Origin of the sequence: Dyella mobilis (assembly GCF_016904945.1) — a bacterium.
Taxonomy (GTDB): domain Bacteria; phylum Pseudomonadota; class Gammaproteobacteria; order Xanthomonadales; family Rhodanobacteraceae; genus Dyella_B; species Dyella_B mobilis.
This window is the reverse complement of sequence record NZ_JADIKF010000040.1, coordinates 1,036,256-1,053,803: the sequence shown is the minus strand read 5'-3', so window position 1 is coordinate 1,053,803 and position 17,548 is coordinate 1,036,256. Positions and strand designations below refer to the sequence as shown.

At 61.2% G+C, this 17,548-nt stretch carries 13 protein-coding genes; 9 read left to right on the top strand and 4 right to left on the bottom strand.

Going from position 1 to position 17,548, the window contains the following annotated elements; translation table 11 throughout:
- The first annotated feature begins 220 nt into the window (after positions 1–220).
- From ISS99_RS21165 to ISS99_RS21155, 3 genes are read left to right on the top strand one after another with little or no spacing between them, the layout of a single operon-like run.
- The gene (locus ISS99_RS21165; protein ID WP_204633579.1) at positions 221–937 is read left to right on the top strand and encodes a C40 family peptidase; all 717 of its coding nucleotides are present in this window, start codon (positions 221–223) and stop codon (positions 935–937) included.
- 18 nt (positions 938–955) lie between these two features.
- Entirely contained in the window at positions 956–1,687 is a 732-nt protein-coding gene (locus tag ISS99_RS21160; protein WP_306482316.1) for a rhomboid family intramembrane serine protease, read from the top strand.
- Positions 1,688–1,714: 27 nt separating this feature from the next.
- Complete coding sequence (locus ISS99_RS21155; protein ID WP_204633578.1) at positions 1,715–3,082, top strand: amino acid permease; 1,368 nt, start codon at positions 1,715–1,717, stop codon at positions 3,080–3,082.
- A gap of 88 nt (positions 3,083–3,170) precedes the next feature.
- On the opposite strand, the gene ISS99_RS21150 is transcribed toward ISS99_RS21155, so the two are convergent.
- Together ISS99_RS21150 and rapA are read right to left on the bottom strand one after the other, a co-directional pair.
- Complete coding sequence (locus tag ISS99_RS21150) at positions 3,171–3,431, bottom strand: XAC0095 family protein (protein WP_204633577.1); 261 nt, start codon at positions 3,429–3,431, stop codon at positions 3,171–3,173.
- A 476-nt stretch (positions 3,432–3,907) separates the two neighbouring features.
- The gene (rapA, locus tag ISS99_RS21145) at positions 3,908–6,748 is read right to left on the bottom strand and encodes an RNA polymerase-associated protein RapA (RefSeq protein WP_204633576.1); all 2,841 of its coding nucleotides are present in this window, start codon (positions 6,746–6,748) and stop codon (positions 3,908–3,910) included.
- A gap of 380 nt (positions 6,749–7,128) precedes the next feature.
- Between rapA and ISS99_RS21140 the strand changes: the two genes are divergently transcribed.
- The 6 genes from ISS99_RS21140 (at position 7,129) to ISS99_RS23585 (ending at position 14,290) form a co-directional block, all read left to right on the top strand.
- A complete protein-coding gene (locus ISS99_RS21140; protein ID WP_204633575.1) occupies positions 7,129–7,716 on the top strand; it encodes a pilus assembly FimT family protein in 588 nt (195 codons plus the stop codon).
- On the top strand, positions 7,713–8,258 hold the full coding sequence (gene pilV / locus ISS99_RS21135; RefSeq protein WP_239538266.1) for a type IV pilus modification protein PilV: 546 nt from the start codon (positions 7,713–7,715) through the stop codon (positions 8,256–8,258). Before ISS99_RS21140 ends, pilV begins: the two co-directional genes overlap by 4 nt.
- Before the next feature lie 44 nt (positions 8,259–8,302).
- Positions 8,303–9,313 (top strand): prepilin-type N-terminal cleavage/methylation domain-containing protein, encoded by a 1,011-nt coding sequence (locus ISS99_RS21130; RefSeq protein WP_425490491.1) that lies wholly within the window; start codon positions 8,303–8,305, stop codon positions 9,311–9,313.
- A gap of 70 nt (positions 9,314–9,383) precedes the next feature.
- Positions 9,384–9,944, top strand: a complete 561-nt coding sequence (locus tag ISS99_RS21125; RefSeq protein WP_204633574.1) for a pilus assembly PilX family protein — start codon at positions 9,384–9,386, stop codon at positions 9,942–9,944.
- Between the two features lie 100 nt (positions 9,945–10,044).
- On the top strand, positions 10,045–13,749 hold the full coding sequence (locus ISS99_RS21120; protein WP_239538264.1) for a pilus assembly protein: 3,705 nt from the start codon (positions 10,045–10,047) through the stop codon (positions 13,747–13,749).
- A gap of 10 nt (positions 13,750–13,759) precedes the next feature.
- Positions 13,760–14,290: a type IV pilin protein gene (locus tag ISS99_RS23585; protein ID WP_275578220.1), complete on the top strand. Its 531-nt coding sequence runs from the start codon at positions 13,760–13,762 to the stop codon at positions 14,288–14,290.
- A gap of 19 nt (positions 14,291–14,309) precedes the next feature.
- Here ISS99_RS23585 and ISS99_RS21110 read toward each other — a convergent pair whose 3' ends face one another.
- Positions 14,310–14,996: a Fe2+-dependent dioxygenase gene (locus ISS99_RS21110; protein ID WP_204633572.1), complete on the bottom strand. Its 687-nt coding sequence runs from the start codon at positions 14,994–14,996 to the stop codon at positions 14,310–14,312.
- A 129-nt stretch (positions 14,997–15,125) separates the two neighbouring features.
- Positions 15,126–17,312 (bottom strand): TonB-dependent receptor, encoded by a 2,187-nt coding sequence (locus tag ISS99_RS21105; RefSeq protein WP_204633571.1) that lies wholly within the window; start codon positions 17,310–17,312, stop codon positions 15,126–15,128.
- Positions 17,313–17,548: the final 236 nt, after the last annotated feature.

Sequence of the window (17,548 nt, the reverse complement as noted above, 5' to 3'; positions counted from 1 at the left end):
TTTCAGGCCCGCTCGCCTACAATCTGTAACTTCTCATTTTTATTTGTTTAAAAACAAATAATTATGTCGACATCAGGGCATTGCCTGATTTTGCAAACGACGGGGTTCAGTTAACTTCATCCGAACATGTGGGGGGAGTTGCTTTGTTACCTTCACTGCTTCGTCACGGTCGCCGCAGGGGGCGACGACCGGACTAAGTTACCGCCCAGAGATCCACCTAATGCCTAAAACGCGACTCGTACTCGCCGCGCTGGCCACGGCTATGTGCTTTTCAAGCCCGGTCCTCGCAGCTTCCGTCGACGACGGCATGCAGGCACAGATTTCCGGAAAGATCTCCACTTCGCTGTTGAATCCCCTGGCTGCCTTTACGCCCGCGCCTTCCCTGGCGCAGTCCACGATTCCCACCCAGCTTCCGATCGCCGCCCTGGCTGACGCCAAGAACGCTGCGAACACCGATGCAGACGCCGCCGGCGACGACATCACCGCCCAGTTCAGCGACGCCAAGACCGCGCAGGGCCTGCGCGACATGCTGATCGGCCTGGCCATGCAGCTGCGTCACGTGCGCTACGTGCGCGGCGGCCGCGATCCTTCCCACGGTTTCGATTGCAGCGGCTTCGTGCGCTACGTGTTCGAACGTGCGCTGGGCCTGGAGCTGCCGAGCAACTCCGCCTCGCAGTACCTGATCGGCCACATCGTTCGCCGCGACGACATGCAGCCGGGCGACCTGGTGTTCTTCCGCACGGCCGGCCGCCACGGCAAGGGCCGCGTCTCGCACGTCGGCATCTACCTCAGCGACGGCCAGTTCATCCATTCGCCGCGCCGCGGCGAGTCGGTGCGCGTGGACAACCTTGGCGACAGCTACTGGTCGAAGCACTTTGCCGGCGCACGCCGTCCGGATGCGATGGCGCAGATCGATCTGAGCACGCACAACGGCTGATCGCTCCGCAGGCAATTCATGCAAAAGGCCACCCTCGCGGTGGCCTTTTTGTTGGATGAGAGGTGCTCGATACTAGAGCGAGTCGTGCCGGACGTTTCTATGCCAATTCGCCTCCCTCCCATTACCCGTAATCTGATTGTCGCCAACGTCGCCCTGTTCTTGCTGCAGCAGGTGATCGGGGACTATCTGTTGGTGCATTTCGCGCTTTGGCCACTTGGTGCAGATCAGATGCTCCGGGCGGCTGATGGCTCCGTTGTATCAGTAGGCTTCAGGTTCTGGCAGTTGCTTACCTACGGCTTTCTGCACGGCGGATACCTGCACATTTTCTCGAACATGTTCGGTTTGTTTATGTTCGGCCGCATCGTGGAGCCAGTGCTTGGAAAGCGAAATTTCACGATCTACTACTTCGTGTGTCTCATTACTGCCGGGCTCACTCAGTTGGTCGTTGCCCGGTTCGCTCACGATGTCTATCCAACACTCGGTGCGTCGGGCGGGGTCTTTGGTGTGCTGCTTGCCTTCGGCATGCTTTATCCGCGTGAGAAGATCATCGTGTTTCCAATTCCCATACCCATTTCGGCCTGGGTGCTGGTGCCGGGCTATGCGCTAGTTGAGCTTTTCTTCGGTGTGACCAATACACTGCCGGGTATTGCTCACTACGCCCATCTCGGCGGTATGCTGGGCGGCTTCCTGATGATCGAATACTGGCGCGGCAAGCTGCCGATCAAACCGAACCGCCGCTTGATGCGCTGATAAAACACTTACCGACGGGCTTCATCCATGACCCAACACCTGCAGCGCGGCCTCAATTCGCGCCTCATCACCTTCATGGCGCTGGGCATGGCCATTGGTACGGGCCTGTTCCTTGGCTCGGCCAACTCCATCCAGATGGCGGGTCCGTCGGTGATCTTCGCCTACATGTTCGGCGGCTTGATGATCTACATCATCATGCGCGCGCTGGGCGAGATGGCGGTGCAAGATCCGGTGGCAGGCTCTTTCAGCAGCTATGCACATCGCTATCTTGGGCCGTTCGCCGGCTACCTCACCGGCTGGAACTACTGGCTGCTGATGGTGGGCGTGGGCATGGCCGAAAGCACCGGCGTGGGCATCTACATGAAGGAATGGTTTCCCGAACTTCCGCAGTGGATCTGGGTGTTCGGCAGCGTGGTGATGATCGGCGGGCTGAACCTGATGGCCGTGCGCGTGTACGGCGAAATGGAATTCTGGTTCACCATGATCAAGGTGGTGACCGTGGTGCTGATGATCATCGGTGGCGCGTGCATGATCTGGTTTGGCCTGGGCAATGGCGGCCATCCGGTGGGCCTGGGCAATCTGTGGAATCACGGTGGCTGGTTCCCGAACGGCGTGAGCGGCATGCTGCTGGCGTTGCCGATCGTAGTGTTCGCCTTCGGCGGCATCGAGACCATCGGCATGGCCGCGGGCGAGGCGGCAAACCCCTCGCGCACCATTCCGCGCGCGGTCAATTCGGTGCTGTGGCGCATTCTGATTTTCTACGTGGGTGCGCTGCTGGTGATCATGGCGATCTATCCATGGAATCAGCTCGGTACGCAGGGCAGCCCGTTCGTGACCACGTTCGCCAAGCTGGGCATTCACCAGGCTGCAGGCGTGATCAATTTCGTGGTGATCACCGCGGCTTTGTCGGGCTTCAACAGCACCACCTTCAGCGGCAGCCGCATGCTGTACAGCCTGTCGCACAAGAAGCAGGCACCGGCGTTCTTGGGCAAGGTGAGCAAGGACGGCGTGCCGACGCGCAGCGTGCTGGCGTGCATGGCGTGCCTGGTGGTTGGCGTGGTGCTGAACTACCTGCTGCCGGGGCGCATCTTCGCGATGATGATGTCGATCTTGTCGTTCAACACCGTGTGGACGTGGATGATGGTGTTGATCGCCCACTTCAGCTTCCGTCGCCGCCACGGTGCCACCGCGTTTCCGCTGCGTGTGTGGCCGTTGAGCAGCCTGGTGTGCCTGGCCTTCCTCACCTTTGTGCTGGTGATGTTGGGCTACAGCCCGGATACGCGCGTGGCGCTGTATGTTGGCGCGCTGTGGGTGGCGCTGCTGAGCGTGGCGTACGTGGTGTTTGGCGTGGGACGGCGCATGAGTGCGTTGGGTGCCGATGCAAGCACGGTGTAATCGCAGCCGTAAGACGTGGGTTGGATTGCCCCGGAGTTGATCCGGGGGTAACCCGACATCCCGATCGCCATCGCTGGGTTACGCTGCGCTAACCCAGCCTACGGTTTGCGCGCTTGCGCCATTCCGTTGTCGTCAATGCCACGTCGATCTGATCGGCAAAGCTTTCCAGGCATTGGCTGAAAGCGCTGCGTGTTACTTGTAGGGGGATGTCCTCTTCTTCCTGCGTTACGGCGGTGATGAAGTTAGCGATCAGCAGGAGTTGATCGCGAACTTTTTCCAATCGCAGATAATTTTTTTCGGTCAGCAGATAGCCGGACGCGGCGGCGTCCTCGTTGAGGCGCTTGGTCATTGTCGTCACTCCATGAGCGTTAAGTCACGCCGTGCATTGCACACGGCGTGATGGGTTGCAGGAAAATCCTGCACGGAAAAGCGATACCGGCCGATATGGCTTTATCCGCTACCCGGGATGGCCCGACGTCGCCCTGTCCGGACGCGTGTGAAGTGACTCGAAATGTGGCACGGGTGGGGTGCGGGGGTGCACGTGTGCCGTATGATGGGTTTAACCATGATCAACTCTCTTTCAGTTGGTGGTGGCCAGCGGATCGTTTGAGTTGGTAGCTCTTGCGATCCGCGCACTTCACTTCATACGTCGGGTGTGCGATTTCCCGAAAAGCACGGAGCACGCCCGACGTTGCCCATTCTCCACTTTGCCAGACGGTTGTATGTCGGCGGTTGCGGATGGAGTGATTAGGTGAATCCTGACGCACATACGAAAAACCCTCTCCCAATGGGAGAGGGTTTGCTAGCAGACGTATGTGTGGGGACTCAGCGCAGCGCCAGGAAATCAGGGCTTACCACGAAGCGCACGGCATCAAGGCGCAAGCGCGCTTGCGGCAGCGCGGAGAGCAGCGCGGCGCGTTCTTCTTCCACACGGGTCACTTCCGCTTCGCCGATCGACAAGTTGATCGCTTGCAAGGCGCGCAGGCGTGCCAGTTCGGCATCCAGCGTTTCCCTGGCTTCGTCGACGGCCTCGGCGATGCTGGTTTGCGCGCGCAGGGCGGCGGCTGCCTCGGCTTTTTCCAGCATCGGCGGCACCAGCTTGTTGAGGAATTTGCGATAGCGCGGCACTTCGATGTTGCGCTCGGCGGCCTTGCGCAGCGAGCCGTCGCTGGGATGGAAGCCGGCGCGCTCGGTGAGCTTGGTGTCGATGGTGGCCACGATGGGTTGCGTGGGCAGGAAGCGTTCGGCATCGAGCTGACGCGAGGCGACGCATTCCAGCACGTACACCGCTTGCAGCAGCGCGCTGCGCGGCGGCAAGGCGTCGTCGACCATGAATGCGGCGTTGCCACGCTCGCTGGACAGCGCCAGATCGAGTGCGCCGCTGATGATCGGATGATCCAGGCGCAGCAGCGGCAGTTCTTCGCGGGCCAATGCCACGTCGCGCGAGAAGGTGATGGAGGTCGGGCCTTCGGCGAAACCGGGCAGGGCGTCGGTGGACAGGTATTGCGGATCGAGCAGCACGACGTTGCCGCCGAGTTCTTCGGCGTGAATGCCGAAGGATTCGAGCAAGCGCTGTTGGAAGACATCGCGCGACGGGTCGTTGTCCTCACGGCGGAACGCCTGCGCCAGTTCGTCGGCATGCAGGTCGCGGCTGGCGGCGAGTTCCAGCAGGTGGTCGCGGCCGGCGCGGATCAGCTCGGCCATCTGCTCGTGGCTGGCGCGCGTTTCGGCGAGCAGTACATCCAGCTCCTGGTCGCGCTGGTCGTCGCCGCGGGCATGTTCGTCGGCCAGTCGGGTCAGCGGTTCGCCGAAGCGACGCAGCAGTTCGCGGCCGTCGGCGGGGCTGGTGCGGAATGCGTCCACGCCTTCGTCGTACCAGCGCGCCAGCACGTGCTGCGCGCTATCGGCGACGGCGATGATGTGGATGCTGATATCGTGCTTCTGGCCGATGCGGTCCAGGCGGCCGATGCGCTGTTCGAGCAGGTCCGGGTCGAGCGGCAAGTCCCACAGCACCAGGCGGTGCGCGAACTGGAAGTTGCGGCCTTCCGAACCGATTTCCGAGCAGATCAGCAGGCGTGCGCCGTCGGCCTGTGCGAAGTAGGCCGCGTTGCGGTCGCGCTGCACGATGCCCAGGCCTTCGTGGAAGCGCGCGATGCCCGCGCCGGTGCGCGTGCGCAGGGCTTCTTCCAGCGCCATCACTTTGGCCTGGCTGCGGCAGATCAGCAGGAATTTGTCTTGCGGGTGCCGTTCCAGCAGGTCGACCAGCGTGTCGATGCGCGGATCGTTGTCGTAGTCCACGTCGACTACCGGCACCGGCTGCTGGATATCGGTGTGGAATTCGCCGAGCAGGGCCTGGCGCGTGCTTTCGTCCAGGCCGTCGGCGTCGATCAGCTCCCAGCTGGGGATGCGCTTGGGGAAGCCGCCGATGCCGGCGCGGCGGTTGCGGAACATCGAGCGGCCGGTGCCGTGGCGATCGATCAGTGCGGCGACCAGCTCGCGGCTGTGTTCGGGCTTGCTCGTGTCGGCGAGATGGGCTTGCAGTGCGGCATCGCCCTCGAACGCGACGCGCAAAACTTCAAGCTCAGCGGCTTCCAGCGGCGTGCGTTCCAGCAATTTGTCTGCGATGTGTGAAAGCGCCTGGAAGCGCTCGGATTCGGCCAGGTACAGGTCCAAGTCGTGATAACGCTGCGGATCGAGCAGGCGCAGGCGCGCGAAGTGGCCGCTGCGACCCAACTGCTCCGGGGTGGCGGTAAGCAGGATCACGCCCGGTGTGACGGCGGCAAGCCGCTCGACCAGCGTGTAGCGCGGGCTGGCCGCTTCGGGGGTCCAGGCCAGGTGATGGGCTTCGTCGACCACCAGCAGGTCCCAGGGGGCGTCCAGCAGCTCCTCGATGCGCCTGGGGCTGTGTTCGAGGAAGCTGAAGTCGGCGATGACCAATTGTTCGTCTTCGAACGGGTTGTGACCGCCGTCGGACTTTTCCACCGCTTCGCAGCGTTCCTCGTCGTAGATGGCGAAGCTGAGGTTGAAGCGCCGCAGCAACTCCACAAACCACTGGTAGACCAGGGTGTCGGGCAGCAGCACTAGCACGCGCGAGGCGCGGCCGGTGGCGATCTGGCGAGCGATGATCATGCCCGCTTCGATGGTCTTGCCCAGGCCCACTTCGTCAGCCAGCAGCACGCGCGGCGGATGACGCGATGCGGCAATGCCGGCCACGCGCAGCTGATGCGGCACCAGCCCGATACGCGCGGCGCCCAAGCCCCAGCTGGCTGAGCGGCGGGCGTCGGCGCGGCGCTTGAGGCCCTCCAGGCGCAGCTCGAAGTGGTGCGCGGGGTCGGTGCGGCCGCCGATCAGGCGGTCATCGGCCTGGCTGACGCTCTGTTCGTCGTCGAGCTGCCCTTCGTGCAGCTCGCGGCCCTCGCCGCGGTACACCAGCAGCCCTTCGCGCTCCTCGATCCGCTCCACCAGGAAGGCAATGCCCTTGCCGGCGACCCGCTGCCCGGCGCGGAACTCGGCGCGGACCAGGGGCGCCGAATCCACGGCATAAGGGCGCAACACGCCGGATTTGGCAAACAGCACCTGCACGCCGCGTCCTTCGACGCGCAGCACGGTGCCGAGGCCGAGCTCGGGCTCGGCGGTGGAGATCCAGCGTTGACCGGGTACGTACATTTCACAGCCGCTTGTGTCGAGGGGCGCCAATTATCCGCTCCTGCGATGGTTGAAGGAACCTTTTACCGATGGGGTATGCCTTTCGGGGTTATGGGCCACCAGGGATGCGCGGGGTCGGCAGGGTCGATTGACAGCGGCGACGGAGGTCACGATTGCCTTGTGAAGAAGCGCAAATCTCGGCGGGCATCGGGCGCCACTTATCGGGGAAATCTGGCCGTCTGTCAGAAATACCTTTCATTATGTGAGCTTTGCCCTGATGGGCTGCTGTGGGATGCGTACACTTGCCGCCAGGGGCCTAAGGGGGAACACCAGCTATGCATTGCTTTGTCGCGCCAGCGGAGGTCTGTGGTGCGCGTCATCCGGCGGAGGGGCATGTCCCCGTGCGCCGGTTCTCTCGTGCCTCAAGCAAGCCATGCCGCGGCTTTACCCTGATCGAGCTGCTGGTAACGATGGTGATAGGCGTCGTTTTATTGATGTACGCCATCCCGAACTTCATCGTGATGGTCAACAACTACCGGCTGACGACCACCGCCAATGACATGGTGGCCGCGCTCAACCTCGCGCGTATGGAAGCGGTCAAGACCAACGCGGATACCCAGTTTTGCAGTGATTCGTCCAGCAACAATCAATCCGACAAGCTTGGTTCGGCCTGTTCCGCACTGTCGCAACCGGCGGGAGCGGTGGTGACCAAGGTGCCGTCTTCGAGCAGTTCCACGACGACGGTGCAGACGGGGGAGGTTGGCCTCACGTCGCCGGTGCAATTGCATGGCGATATCACTGCCGTGCGCTTTACCCCGCTTGGAATCGGCTACGTCGCCGGGACGACCACGCCGGTGTCGGCGTCATCGACCTCGCCCGCCGTCGCGGACATATGCAACAGCTCACTCAGCACCAACAACCACATCAAAGTCGTCATGACCGGCGGAACGATCGTTTCGACCAGTTTCAGCTCGGGGACGTGCCCATGATGAATATCTCTTGCGACGCTTCAGCGGTCTGTGGGACCACCACCAGGCGACCCCTCAACAAGCGGTCACAGGCCGGGGTCGGCCTTATCGAGGTGTTGGTGGCCGTGGTGATCCTTTCCGTCGGCTTCCTGGGCGTGGCGGCGTTACAGGCCATGTCGCTGTCCACCAACAACAGTTCGATGGCGCGCAACATGGCCGTCATCGACACCTATTCGATCCTGGATGCAATGCGTGCAGATATCGGCAATGCATCGAGCTATACGGGCACCTCGGTGACGGCCAGCAGTTGCTCGACGACGGGAACGACGTTATCGGGGAACCAGATCAACCAATGGTGCAAGCAGCTGGGTAACGACCTCGGCGCAGTCAGCACCACCAAAGGGACGATTTCGTGCACGACCACCACGAGCACGAGCACGGCCAGTTCGACTGCCTGCACGGTCACCGTGCAATTCAGCGACAACCGTTCGGGCAACGGCGGCACCAACGGGACGGGTACCACAGCGGGTATTCAGACCATCACCACGGTGGGCATGTTATGAGTCACCACGTCATGCCGAAACGTGCTCGCGTGCAGATGCGGCCAGTGCGAAAGTTGCGAGGGCCGGACGGCTTTACGCTCATCGAGATGATGGTGGCGATGGTGCTCGGCGTGGTCGTCATTCTTGGCGTGTGCAGCGTGTTTATTGCCAACCTCAAGAGCTATTCCACCAACCAGGCGCTGGACGATGTGCAGAACGAATCGCGCATCGCATTCGAATTGATGTCTCGAGATATCCGCAGTGCGGGGATGAGCGGGTGCAACAACACTGCGCCGGTTGCCAATATCCTCAACAACGGACCCAATGGCGCCGGCACCAAGGTTTGGTGGGCGGATCTGGGCAATGCGGTCAAGGGCTACGATAGCGGCGGGTCGGATCCTGCGATAACGTCGGGTTTTCCTGCCTCCGCGTCCAGCGTTTCCTCGATCGAGTTGGTGGGTGGCGCTGATACTGGCCTCAGCGTCGCTACGGACAACGAGACCACGCAAACCATCACGTTCAATGAAACCACGTCGAGCTTGCAGGCCGGCGATCTGCTGATCGTCTGCGACCCCAATCACACGAGCGTCCTGCAGGCTACGACCTACAGCAGCGGCAGTTCGCTCAGCATTACGCATTCGTCGACGTCCGGCACGCCAGGCAATTGTTCCAACGGCCTGGGTTATCCGACGGTGTGCACCACCTCCGGGCAGGCTTATACGTTTGCCGCCAATGCACTGGTGGCGCAACTCAATCCGGTGGACTGGTATGTCGGAGAAGTGCCAAGCGGGGGCACGGCGTTGTACCGGATCAGTCTGCAGCCGGGCACGAGCGGGGCGACAGTGACGGCGACGTCAACCGAGATGGTGCCCAATGTGACGAGTATGAAGATTTCCTACCTTCAGTCGCCTGGCACGACGTTTGGCACGGCATCCAGCGTGACGAACTGGAGCCTGGTCACCGCCGTGCAGGTGCAGTTGACCATGCAAAGCACCAGTACAAACGCAAGCGTTACTTCCACGCCGATCAGCCGCACCTTTACTTCAACGATCGCCATACGCAACCGAGTGCTGTGAGATGAATTCTGAAACGATTCTTCAGCCAGTATCGACCGCTCATCTGCGCGGAAAGCCATTTCGGTTTGCGATGAGCGGCGCACGTAATTCACAGCGTGGTGTTGCGCTGGTCGTTGCCCTGATCTTGCTAGTGGTGGTGGCCATCGTGGGCTTGCTGGCGATGCGTGGCACGATCATGCAGCAGAAGATGTCGAACAATGCTTACGACCGTGAGGCGGCGTTCCAGGCAGCCGAAGCGGCGATTCGTGTAGCGACGGCTCGTATTGGCGTCGACACCGGCGACATTGCCCGCGTTTGCGGATCGGGTGGCGTGACTTGCCAGGCGAATCCTTTTACCGATTCGACGCTTCCCGCCGGCAGCATCAAGAGCGTGGCGGCTGGTGCTGCCAGCGGGCAGTTCACCACCGGAGTTTCCGCGGGCACGCCCCAGTACGTCGTCGAGAACATGGGCAATTGGTACGACACCAGTACCGATACCGGCTACAACCAAAGTGCCAACGCAGCCCAATACGGCGCGCAAGGCGTGTCTACCACTTCCACGTATTACCGTATTACTGCCCGCAGCGGAGATCCCACAGTGGTGGGCGATCGTGCGGTGGTGGTTTTGCAGGCCATGGTCAAGCAGGGCTGATTTGGCCCACTGCCTACACAATATCTTTGAGTGAAACGCCATGAATATCACCTCGCTCATTCATAGCAAGGTTGGCCGATTCGTCGGCCGGCTCTTGTCGATGGGAACAATCGTTTCGATGCTGGGCCTGGTCTACGCGCCGGCCATGGCCTCAGTTACCGTGGACCAGCAGCCGCTGATCATTCAGGCCGCCTTGGCGCCGAATGTGATGTTGATGATGGATGACTCCGGATCCATGGTGTGGGACTACATGCCGGATGCGTGCTATCTCCATGGTGTGACCTGTACCAGCAATAACAACTACATAAATACCATTAACAATGCCGCCCTGATCGATCCTTATAACAACGGGCTTTATTACAACCCGGCGGTTCTCTATACGCCGCCACCGCACGCAGACAGCACGTCGACCTCTCCGGATAGTTACCAGAGCTATACGGACATGACCAACGTGCCCATCGATGGCTTCAATGTAGCGTCCAGTGGCAATGCCAATCTGACCACTTACACTAACAATGACGTTACAGGCGAAGCGGATCAAGACAACGATACGATTAGCTTTTCGACATCGAAGTCTTTTTCGGTATCGCAGGCAGTGGCATCAAGCAGTGCCTGCAGCGCGTTGTATACCAAGACGGTCGGCTCCAGCAGCGGTTACAAGAACGGCGATTACAAAAACGGAACGTGTTCCTTCAGCTATAGCATTTCGGTTTTTCAATACTCGCTCGACTCCAACAGCGGAGCTGGGCCGTATACGACCTATTACATTGCCACTACGAACTGCGCCAGCTTGAGCAATTGCGTGCTGGCATCCGACACTTCGGGTACCGCGGCTCCCGCGAAGGACGCTAGCGGAGCTGCGCTAGCTGCAGGAACGAATGTCGCCAATTGGTTCGCCTACTACCACACGCGCGTGCAGATGGCGCGAAGCGGCTTGATGACGGCGTTCTCCAACGTGTCGTCCACGTATCGCGTCGGGTTCGGTTCAATCGACGGTACCAACGACGGCAACTTGCCGTCGCCTACGGCATCGTTCAACCAGCAGAACATGGCCGAGGCGGAGCCATTTGGAAATGGCTCGTCCGGTACGCAGAAAGCCAGTATGTGGAATTGGCTGACTGGCGTATCTCCCAACGGCGGCACGCCGCTGCGCATGGCTTTGGATTCGGTAGGCCAGTATTACCAGTCATCTCAGCCATGGCAGGCATCGGATTCTGATACCAGCACGGCCGATATGTACGCCTGTCGCTTGTCCTACACGATCCTGACGACGGACGGTTTCTGGAACGAATCCAACAGCAGCTTCACCGGACCCGGAAACGCGGACGGCACTAGCAGCACCACCGCGATAACCGGGCCTAACGACGAGAGTTATACCTATACGGCGGTCGCGCCTTATAAGGACAGCTACTCCAATACCCTGGCGGACGTTGCCATGAAGTATTGGGAAACCGACCTGCAGCCGAATATCAACAACGAAGTGCCCACCAATTCGGACGACCCCGCCTTCTGGCAGCACATGACCACGTTTACCATCGGCTTGGGTTTCCAGCCCACGGGCATCAGCCCGACCGGTACGACGGTCAGCCAGATATTCAACTGGGCCGATGGCACCGGTCCGGCGATCAGCGGATTCAGCTGGCCGCAACCGGGCTCGAACTCGATCTACAACATCGCCGACCTGGCGCACGCTGGTGTAAACGGTCACGGCGGTTTCTATTCGGCGACCAGTCCCCAGGCATTTACCAGCGGATTGCAGGACGCGCTCAATCGTGCGGCGTCACGCATCGGCACGGGCGCCAGCCTGGCCGCCAATTCCACGGAACTGACGAACGGCACCGTGGCCTATCAGGCGAACTACTACACGTCTCTGTGGTACGGCGACCTTCAGGCATACGACGTGAATGCGACTACTGGTGCGATCAGCACGACGCCAGCCTGGAAAGCTTCAACCGAATTGCCGGCCGCAGCCAATCGCAATATCTGGACCTACAACCCATCGGCGGCGGCGGGCAGCCAGTATGTAGCGTTCCAGGACAACGGCACCACGGGCGCCGCGCCCGCGCTTTCTGCGGCGCAGGCCGCTTCATTGACGGTCGGCTCCATCACCGAGGCGCAGATGATCAATTATCTGCGAGGCGATCCCACGCTCGAAGCGCGAAACCCTGGCGGAACCCTCAGGAATCGCGCGCAGACGCCGATCGGCGACATCGTGGATTCGCAGCCCGTCTATGAAGGCGCGCCCAATCCGAACCAGTTTTACCAGCAGTCCTTCACCGGCACGAGCACCTTCGGTACGTATGCCAGCAACGAGGCGAGCCGCACCGCATTGATCTGGGTGGCAGCTAATGACGGCATGTTGCATGCATTCAATGCGTCGACCGGCGCTGAGACCTATGCCTATATTCCCGGTGCCGTGATTACCGATGGATTGACCTCGGGAGGGGCTGCGGGTCCCAATCCGCTGTCGAATCTATCCAACCTGCTTTACGGGCAAATTGGTTATCCGCACCAGTTCTATAACGATGGGCAGTTGACGATTGCCGATGCCTACATCAATTCCGCCTGGAGTACGGTGCTGATCGGTACCACCGGGCGCGGCACGGCCGAGGCCATTTATGCGCTGGATATCACCAACCCCAGCAGCATCAAGTTCCTCTGGGAACGTTCGGCGACGGACGGACTGACCGGAAGCAACTACATCGGCCAGATGACCGGGCAGCCTGTCATTGCGCAGGTGGCCACCGGAAGCGGTACCAGCAAGTGGGTCGCGCTGATGGGAAATGGCTATAACAGCGCAAAGGGCACCGCGGCGCTGTTGCAGTTCGACCTGGCTACGGGCGCATTGAATGTCTACGGAACGAACACGACCGCCAACAATGGCCTGGCGGCCCCGGCCGTGTGGATCAATACCTTGAGCAACGGCGACAGCACGAGTGCCTATGCCGGCGACCTCTTCGGCAACGTGTGGCAGTTTACGCTTGCCTCCACCACGACCAGTACGACGACCGGCACGTCGTTGTTTACGGCGACGGACGGTACCAGTGCCAACAATCCCCAACCGATCACCTCCGGCATGCTGATCGGCCAGGATCCGTCTACCGAGAATCTGTGGGTGTTCTTCGGTACCGGGCAGTATTTGAGTTCCTCCGATCTCTCCAACACCAATTTGCAAACCTGGTACGGATTAATCGTGCAGAACAATTCCGGCACCACCCTGCCAGCCTTGAGCGGAGGGCGCAGCGCACTCAAGCAGCGCTCGATCATTGCCCAGGTGGCCGGAAATACCACCGTTACACCGCCAGTCTTGCCTACGCGCGTGATTACGCAGGTACCGTCGACGCCCGATATGACCGATGAGTCGGGTTGGTATATCGATCTGGAGGAGCCTGCCGCGACGACCTCGGGAAGTCCGACCCTGCAGGGCGAGCGCATGGTGACGCCGAACGAATTTGACGGCAATTTGCTGATCGGCACTACGCGCATTCCGACGGCTTCGGATATCTGTAATCCTTCGGGCAGCGGCTGGGTGATGGCTGTCAATCCCTTCACTGGCACGGCGCCTTCGGCCAGCTTCTTCGACACCAACGGCGATGGGGTGATCAACGCGTCGGACATGGTGACGGTCAACGGGCAAAGCTATGTCGCGGCCGGCGTGCAATTCACCTCGATTCCGAACAACCCGATCTTCGCGGGTGGCAATATGTTGGTGAGCTTCGATAATGGTGGTAATACCAGCATCAAGACCGGCGGTAATACCAATGGCGTGCAACGCGTCTCCTGGCGCGAGATGGTTACTCAATGAGGGGCAAGCCATGATGGGACGTAGTGCGGTTGCGACGTTGCAGGTATCGGATTCAGTAGCGGGCTACAAAGATGCGCCGTGTGCGACGCCCAGTTTGCGTCGTGGCGCACGAGCGCGCCGTGTAGCTGGATTCACCCTGATCGAAATGATGATCGTGGTGATTATCGTGGCCGTGCTGGCGGCCTACGCGTATTCGGCTTATTCGAAGTACGTCACCCGCACCAATCGCGCTGCAGCGACGGCGTGCCTTTCGGAGGCAGCCAATTATATGGAGCGCTACTACACGACCAGCCTGAGCTATACCGGAGCTACGCCGTCGTCCGCGCTGGATTGCGAAGGGACGAGCTCAACAGGATTGAATTACACCTACGAATTTCCAAGTGCCGCGAGCACGACGGCTTATACGTACGAGGCTGTTCCCAAAGGAACCCAGGCTACCAACGACACCGATTGCGGCACTCTCTCGATCACTAATCAGGGAACACGCGGTTTTTCCGGAACATCCGGGGTGGGTACCGTTGCCGAATGTTGGGGTCATTGACCCGACACCGGTTGTTTCTTTATGTGTCAGACCACATTCGCAACAGATTGTGGTAACAGCCGGTAAGCCGCACTCTTGCGGCTTCGTCGGCGCCGGTAGCGGCAAGCCGCTGAATGGCGTTGTCCAGATCGAACAGCAAGGTTCGCTGCCCGTCGTCGCGCACCATGCTTTGCACCCAGAAAAAGCTGGCCAGGCGGGTGCCGCGGGTGACGGGGTTGACGCGATGCAGGCTGCTGGCGGGGTAGAGGATCAGATCGCCGGCGGGCAGTTTGACGGTCTGGGTGCCGTAGGTGTCTTCCACCAGCAGTTCGCCGCCGTCGTAGCTTTCCGGCGGGGCCAGGAACAACGTGGCGGAGAGATCGGTGCGGATTTTCTGCCCCGTGCCGGGCAGCAGGCGGATGGAGCCGTCGACGTGGCTGCCGAAGTGCATGCCGCCCTGGTAGCGGTTGAACATTGGCGGGTAGACGCGGTTGGGCAGCGCGGCGCTGATAAACAGCGGGTGGCGCTCCAGGGCGGCTAACACGATGTTGCCCAGTTCGATCGCCAGGCCCGAGCCTTCGGCGATCTGCTGGTTCTGCTTGACGTGGATGCCTTGATGGCCGGCGGTGACGCGGCCGTCTACCCAGGGTGCGTTGTCGGCATCGAGCTGGCGGCGGAAGTGTGCGAGCTGTTCGGCGTTGAGCAGGTTGGGGATGTGGACCAGCATGATGGTGCCTCGAATCGTGTCAGCGTGATCGTGCCGGTGCAGTGGTGGACGGGGGCCTGTGCTTCGGGTGCGTGAAAGTCGCTGGGTCCCGGCTTTCGCCGGGACGACGAGCATTAGCTTGCGGCAACTTTAGAACTTATAGGTAAACGTCACCATTTCCGTGCGTCCGATGCCCGGTACCGAGCGGCCGCCGTCCGATTGGATCAACGCATCGAAATAGCGCTTGTTGGCGAGGTTGAGCACGTTGAGGCGGATGTCGTAGCTGGGTTGGTGGTACGCCAGCGTGGCGTCCCAGCGGGTATAGCCGCCCACGCTCACCTTGTCGGTATTGGCGGCGTAGCGCTGCGACATGTAGGTGGGGCCGCCGCCGGCTTCCCAATGTTCGGCGAAGGTGTAGGTGGTCCAGGTGGTGAAGGTGTTGCGCGGGGTGTTCGCCGGCACGTTGCCCTGGGTGCCATCCAGCGCCTTCACGATTCTGCCGTCCATGTAGCTGTAGCCGGAGAATATCTGCCAGCTCTTGGTGAGGTGGCCGACCACGCCGAGTTCGGCGCCGCGCACACGAATGGTGCCGTCCAGGGTGTATTCGCCGGAGGAGGTCTGGGTGCGTGCGTTGGTCTGCTCCAGGTTATACAGCGCGGCGTTGACCGCCAGCACATCGTCCATCAGGTTCCACTTGCCGCCGATTTCGTAGGAGCGGTTTTTCTCCGGCTGCAGATCCTGCGTGCCGTTGGTTAGCGTGAGCTGTTCCAGCGAAGGATCGAACGAGGTGCCGTACGACACGTAATAGGACTGCTGTTCGCTCGGCTGATAGATCAGCCCGCCGCGCACGCTGGTGAAATACACGGTCTGCTGCGCATAGGCGGGCAGCGATACGGTGTTGCTGATGTGCGCGTCGAATTCGTCGCGGCGCAGGCCGGCCACCAGCATCCATTGATCGTTGAAGCGGATCGTGTCGTTGGCGTAGATCGCGGCGGTCTTGGCAACGGATTGCGCGTAGTTGCCGATCGTGGTGGTGACGTTGGAAGGCGTAGCTTCCTGCACGGGATTGAGCAGCGACAGCAGCGGCAAGCCGTTACGCGTGTAGCCCTGGTTGTTGTAGGTCTCGCGTGCCAACTCCACGCCGGTGATCAGCGTGTGCTGCAGGCTGCCGGTGTCGAACTGCGTGGTGAGGTCGGTCTGGCTGTCGAGGATGGTGTCGTGGATGACGCGATCGTGGCTGGCCAACTGTACGTACAAGTCCTGCAAGGGCAGGTTGGTCGGGTTGCCCAGCGTCTTGTTGAGCGTGACGCCGGTATTGGTCACCACGCTGTTGGCTGCGGTTTCGCGGGCGTTGGTGTCGTACTGGCTGTACATCAACTGCGTGCGCAATTTGAAGGTGTCGGAAAACGCGTGTTCCAGCCGCGCGTTGAATTCGTTGACGTTCTGGTTGGTGCGGTCGTCGGTGAGCCCGTACCAGTTTTTGTAACTCACGTCGGCGGGATGGCCGTTGACCGGCGGCAGGCCATAGTCGGGCATGTCGTGGTTGCGCTGGATCAGCGCGGACAGCGTGATCTGCGTAGGCGTGCCGATGCCGAAACGCACCGACGGCGCGATGCCGAAGTCCTGGTTTTTCTGCACGTCGCGGGTGGAATGCATGTCCTGCCCGTAGACGTTAAGGCGCGCGGCCGAGGTGCTCGACAGCTGCTGGTTGAAATCGGCGGTGGTGCGGTAGCGATCATCCGTGCCGACGGTGGCGGTCACTTCGCCGAAGGATTTGAGTTCAGGCTCCTTGGTCACCTGGTTGATCACGCCGCCGGTGGAGCCGCGGCCGAACAGCATGGACGAGGGGCCTTTCAAGACCTCGATCGCATCCAGGTCGAATACGTCGCGGTAGTACTGGCCCGGATCGCGAAAGCCGTCCAGATAGATATCGGTGCGCGCCGTAAAACCGCGCAGGTTGATGTTGTTGCCGATCTGGCCGCCCTCGGCGCCGCCAATGGTGATGCCGGGCACGTTGCGCAAGGCATCCTGCAGCGAAGTGGCGCCTTGTGCGTCCAGCAGGTCGCGATTGACCACCACGACGGTCTGCGGGATGTCGCGCAACGAGGTTGGTACCTTGGCGCCGACGGTGGAGGTGTCCGTTTCGTAGTCGTTGCCGACGATGCTGCCCGTGACGTGTACCGAACTCAGCGTTTTGGCTTTGCCGGTATCGCTTTGCGAGGTGGCGGAGCTGTTGTCGTCGGAAGAAGACGCCGTTTGCGCATGCCCCGTAGCGGGAAGGGCGAGGGTGAGCAACAGGGCGGCGTGCAGGGGGGATACGCGGAAGTTGGCGGGCATGAGAACCGGATCGGCAAAGGGGAAAGGGAGTCCGAACGGTGGTTGGCTCGCTTGAGCGCCTGCCTGGAGCCGGGCTCCGGAGGTGACTCAATCCCGCTTGCTGCCCCACACTGGCTGTTCGGCAAATGCGAATCGTTTTTATTATCACACGCTATTACGAAGTTGTGAAGCAGGTGCGGCGATGCGCTCCCTCCCCTGCGGCGCGAAGCTAGTCCCGTGGAACGAAGCTGGGGGAG

Excerpts from the sequence above, each read along its gene's own strand:
- pilV (WP_239538266.1), top strand. The coding sequence starts at position 7,713 with ATGATGAATATCTCTTGCGACGCTTCAGCGGTCTGTGGGACCACCACC.
- ISS99_RS21160 (WP_306482316.1), top strand. The coding sequence starts at position 956 with ATGCAAAAGGCCACCCTCGCGGTGGCCTTTTTGTTGGATGAGAGGTGC.
- ISS99_RS21155 (WP_204633578.1), top strand. The coding sequence starts at position 1,715 with ATGACCCAACACCTGCAGCGCGGCCTCAATTCGCGCCTCATCACCTTC.
- rapA (WP_204633576.1), bottom strand. The coding sequence starts at position 6,748 with ATGTACGTACCCGGTCAACGCTGGATCTCCACCGCCGAGCCCGAGCTC.
- ISS99_RS21105 (WP_204633571.1), bottom strand. The coding sequence starts at position 17,312 with ATGCCCGCCAACTTCCGCGTATCCCCCCTGCACGCCGCCCTGTTGCTC.
- ISS99_RS21120 (WP_239538264.1), top strand. The coding sequence starts at position 10,045 with ATGGGAACAATCGTTTCGATGCTGGGCCTGGTCTACGCGCCGGCCATG.
- ISS99_RS21125 (WP_204633574.1), top strand. The coding sequence starts at position 9,384 with ATGAGCGGCGCACGTAATTCACAGCGTGGTGTTGCGCTGGTCGTTGCC.
- ISS99_RS21150 (WP_204633577.1), bottom strand. The coding sequence starts at position 3,431 with ATGACCAAGCGCCTCAACGAGGACGCCGCCGCGTCCGGCTATCTGCTG.
- ISS99_RS21110 (WP_204633572.1), bottom strand. The coding sequence starts at position 14,996 with ATGCTGGTCCACATCCCCAACCTGCTCAACGCCGAACAGCTCGCACAC.
- ISS99_RS21165 (WP_204633579.1), top strand. The coding sequence starts at position 221 with ATGCCTAAAACGCGACTCGTACTCGCCGCGCTGGCCACGGCTATGTGC.
- ISS99_RS23585 (WP_275578220.1), top strand. The coding sequence starts at position 13,760 with ATGATGGGACGTAGTGCGGTTGCGACGTTGCAGGTATCGGATTCAGTA.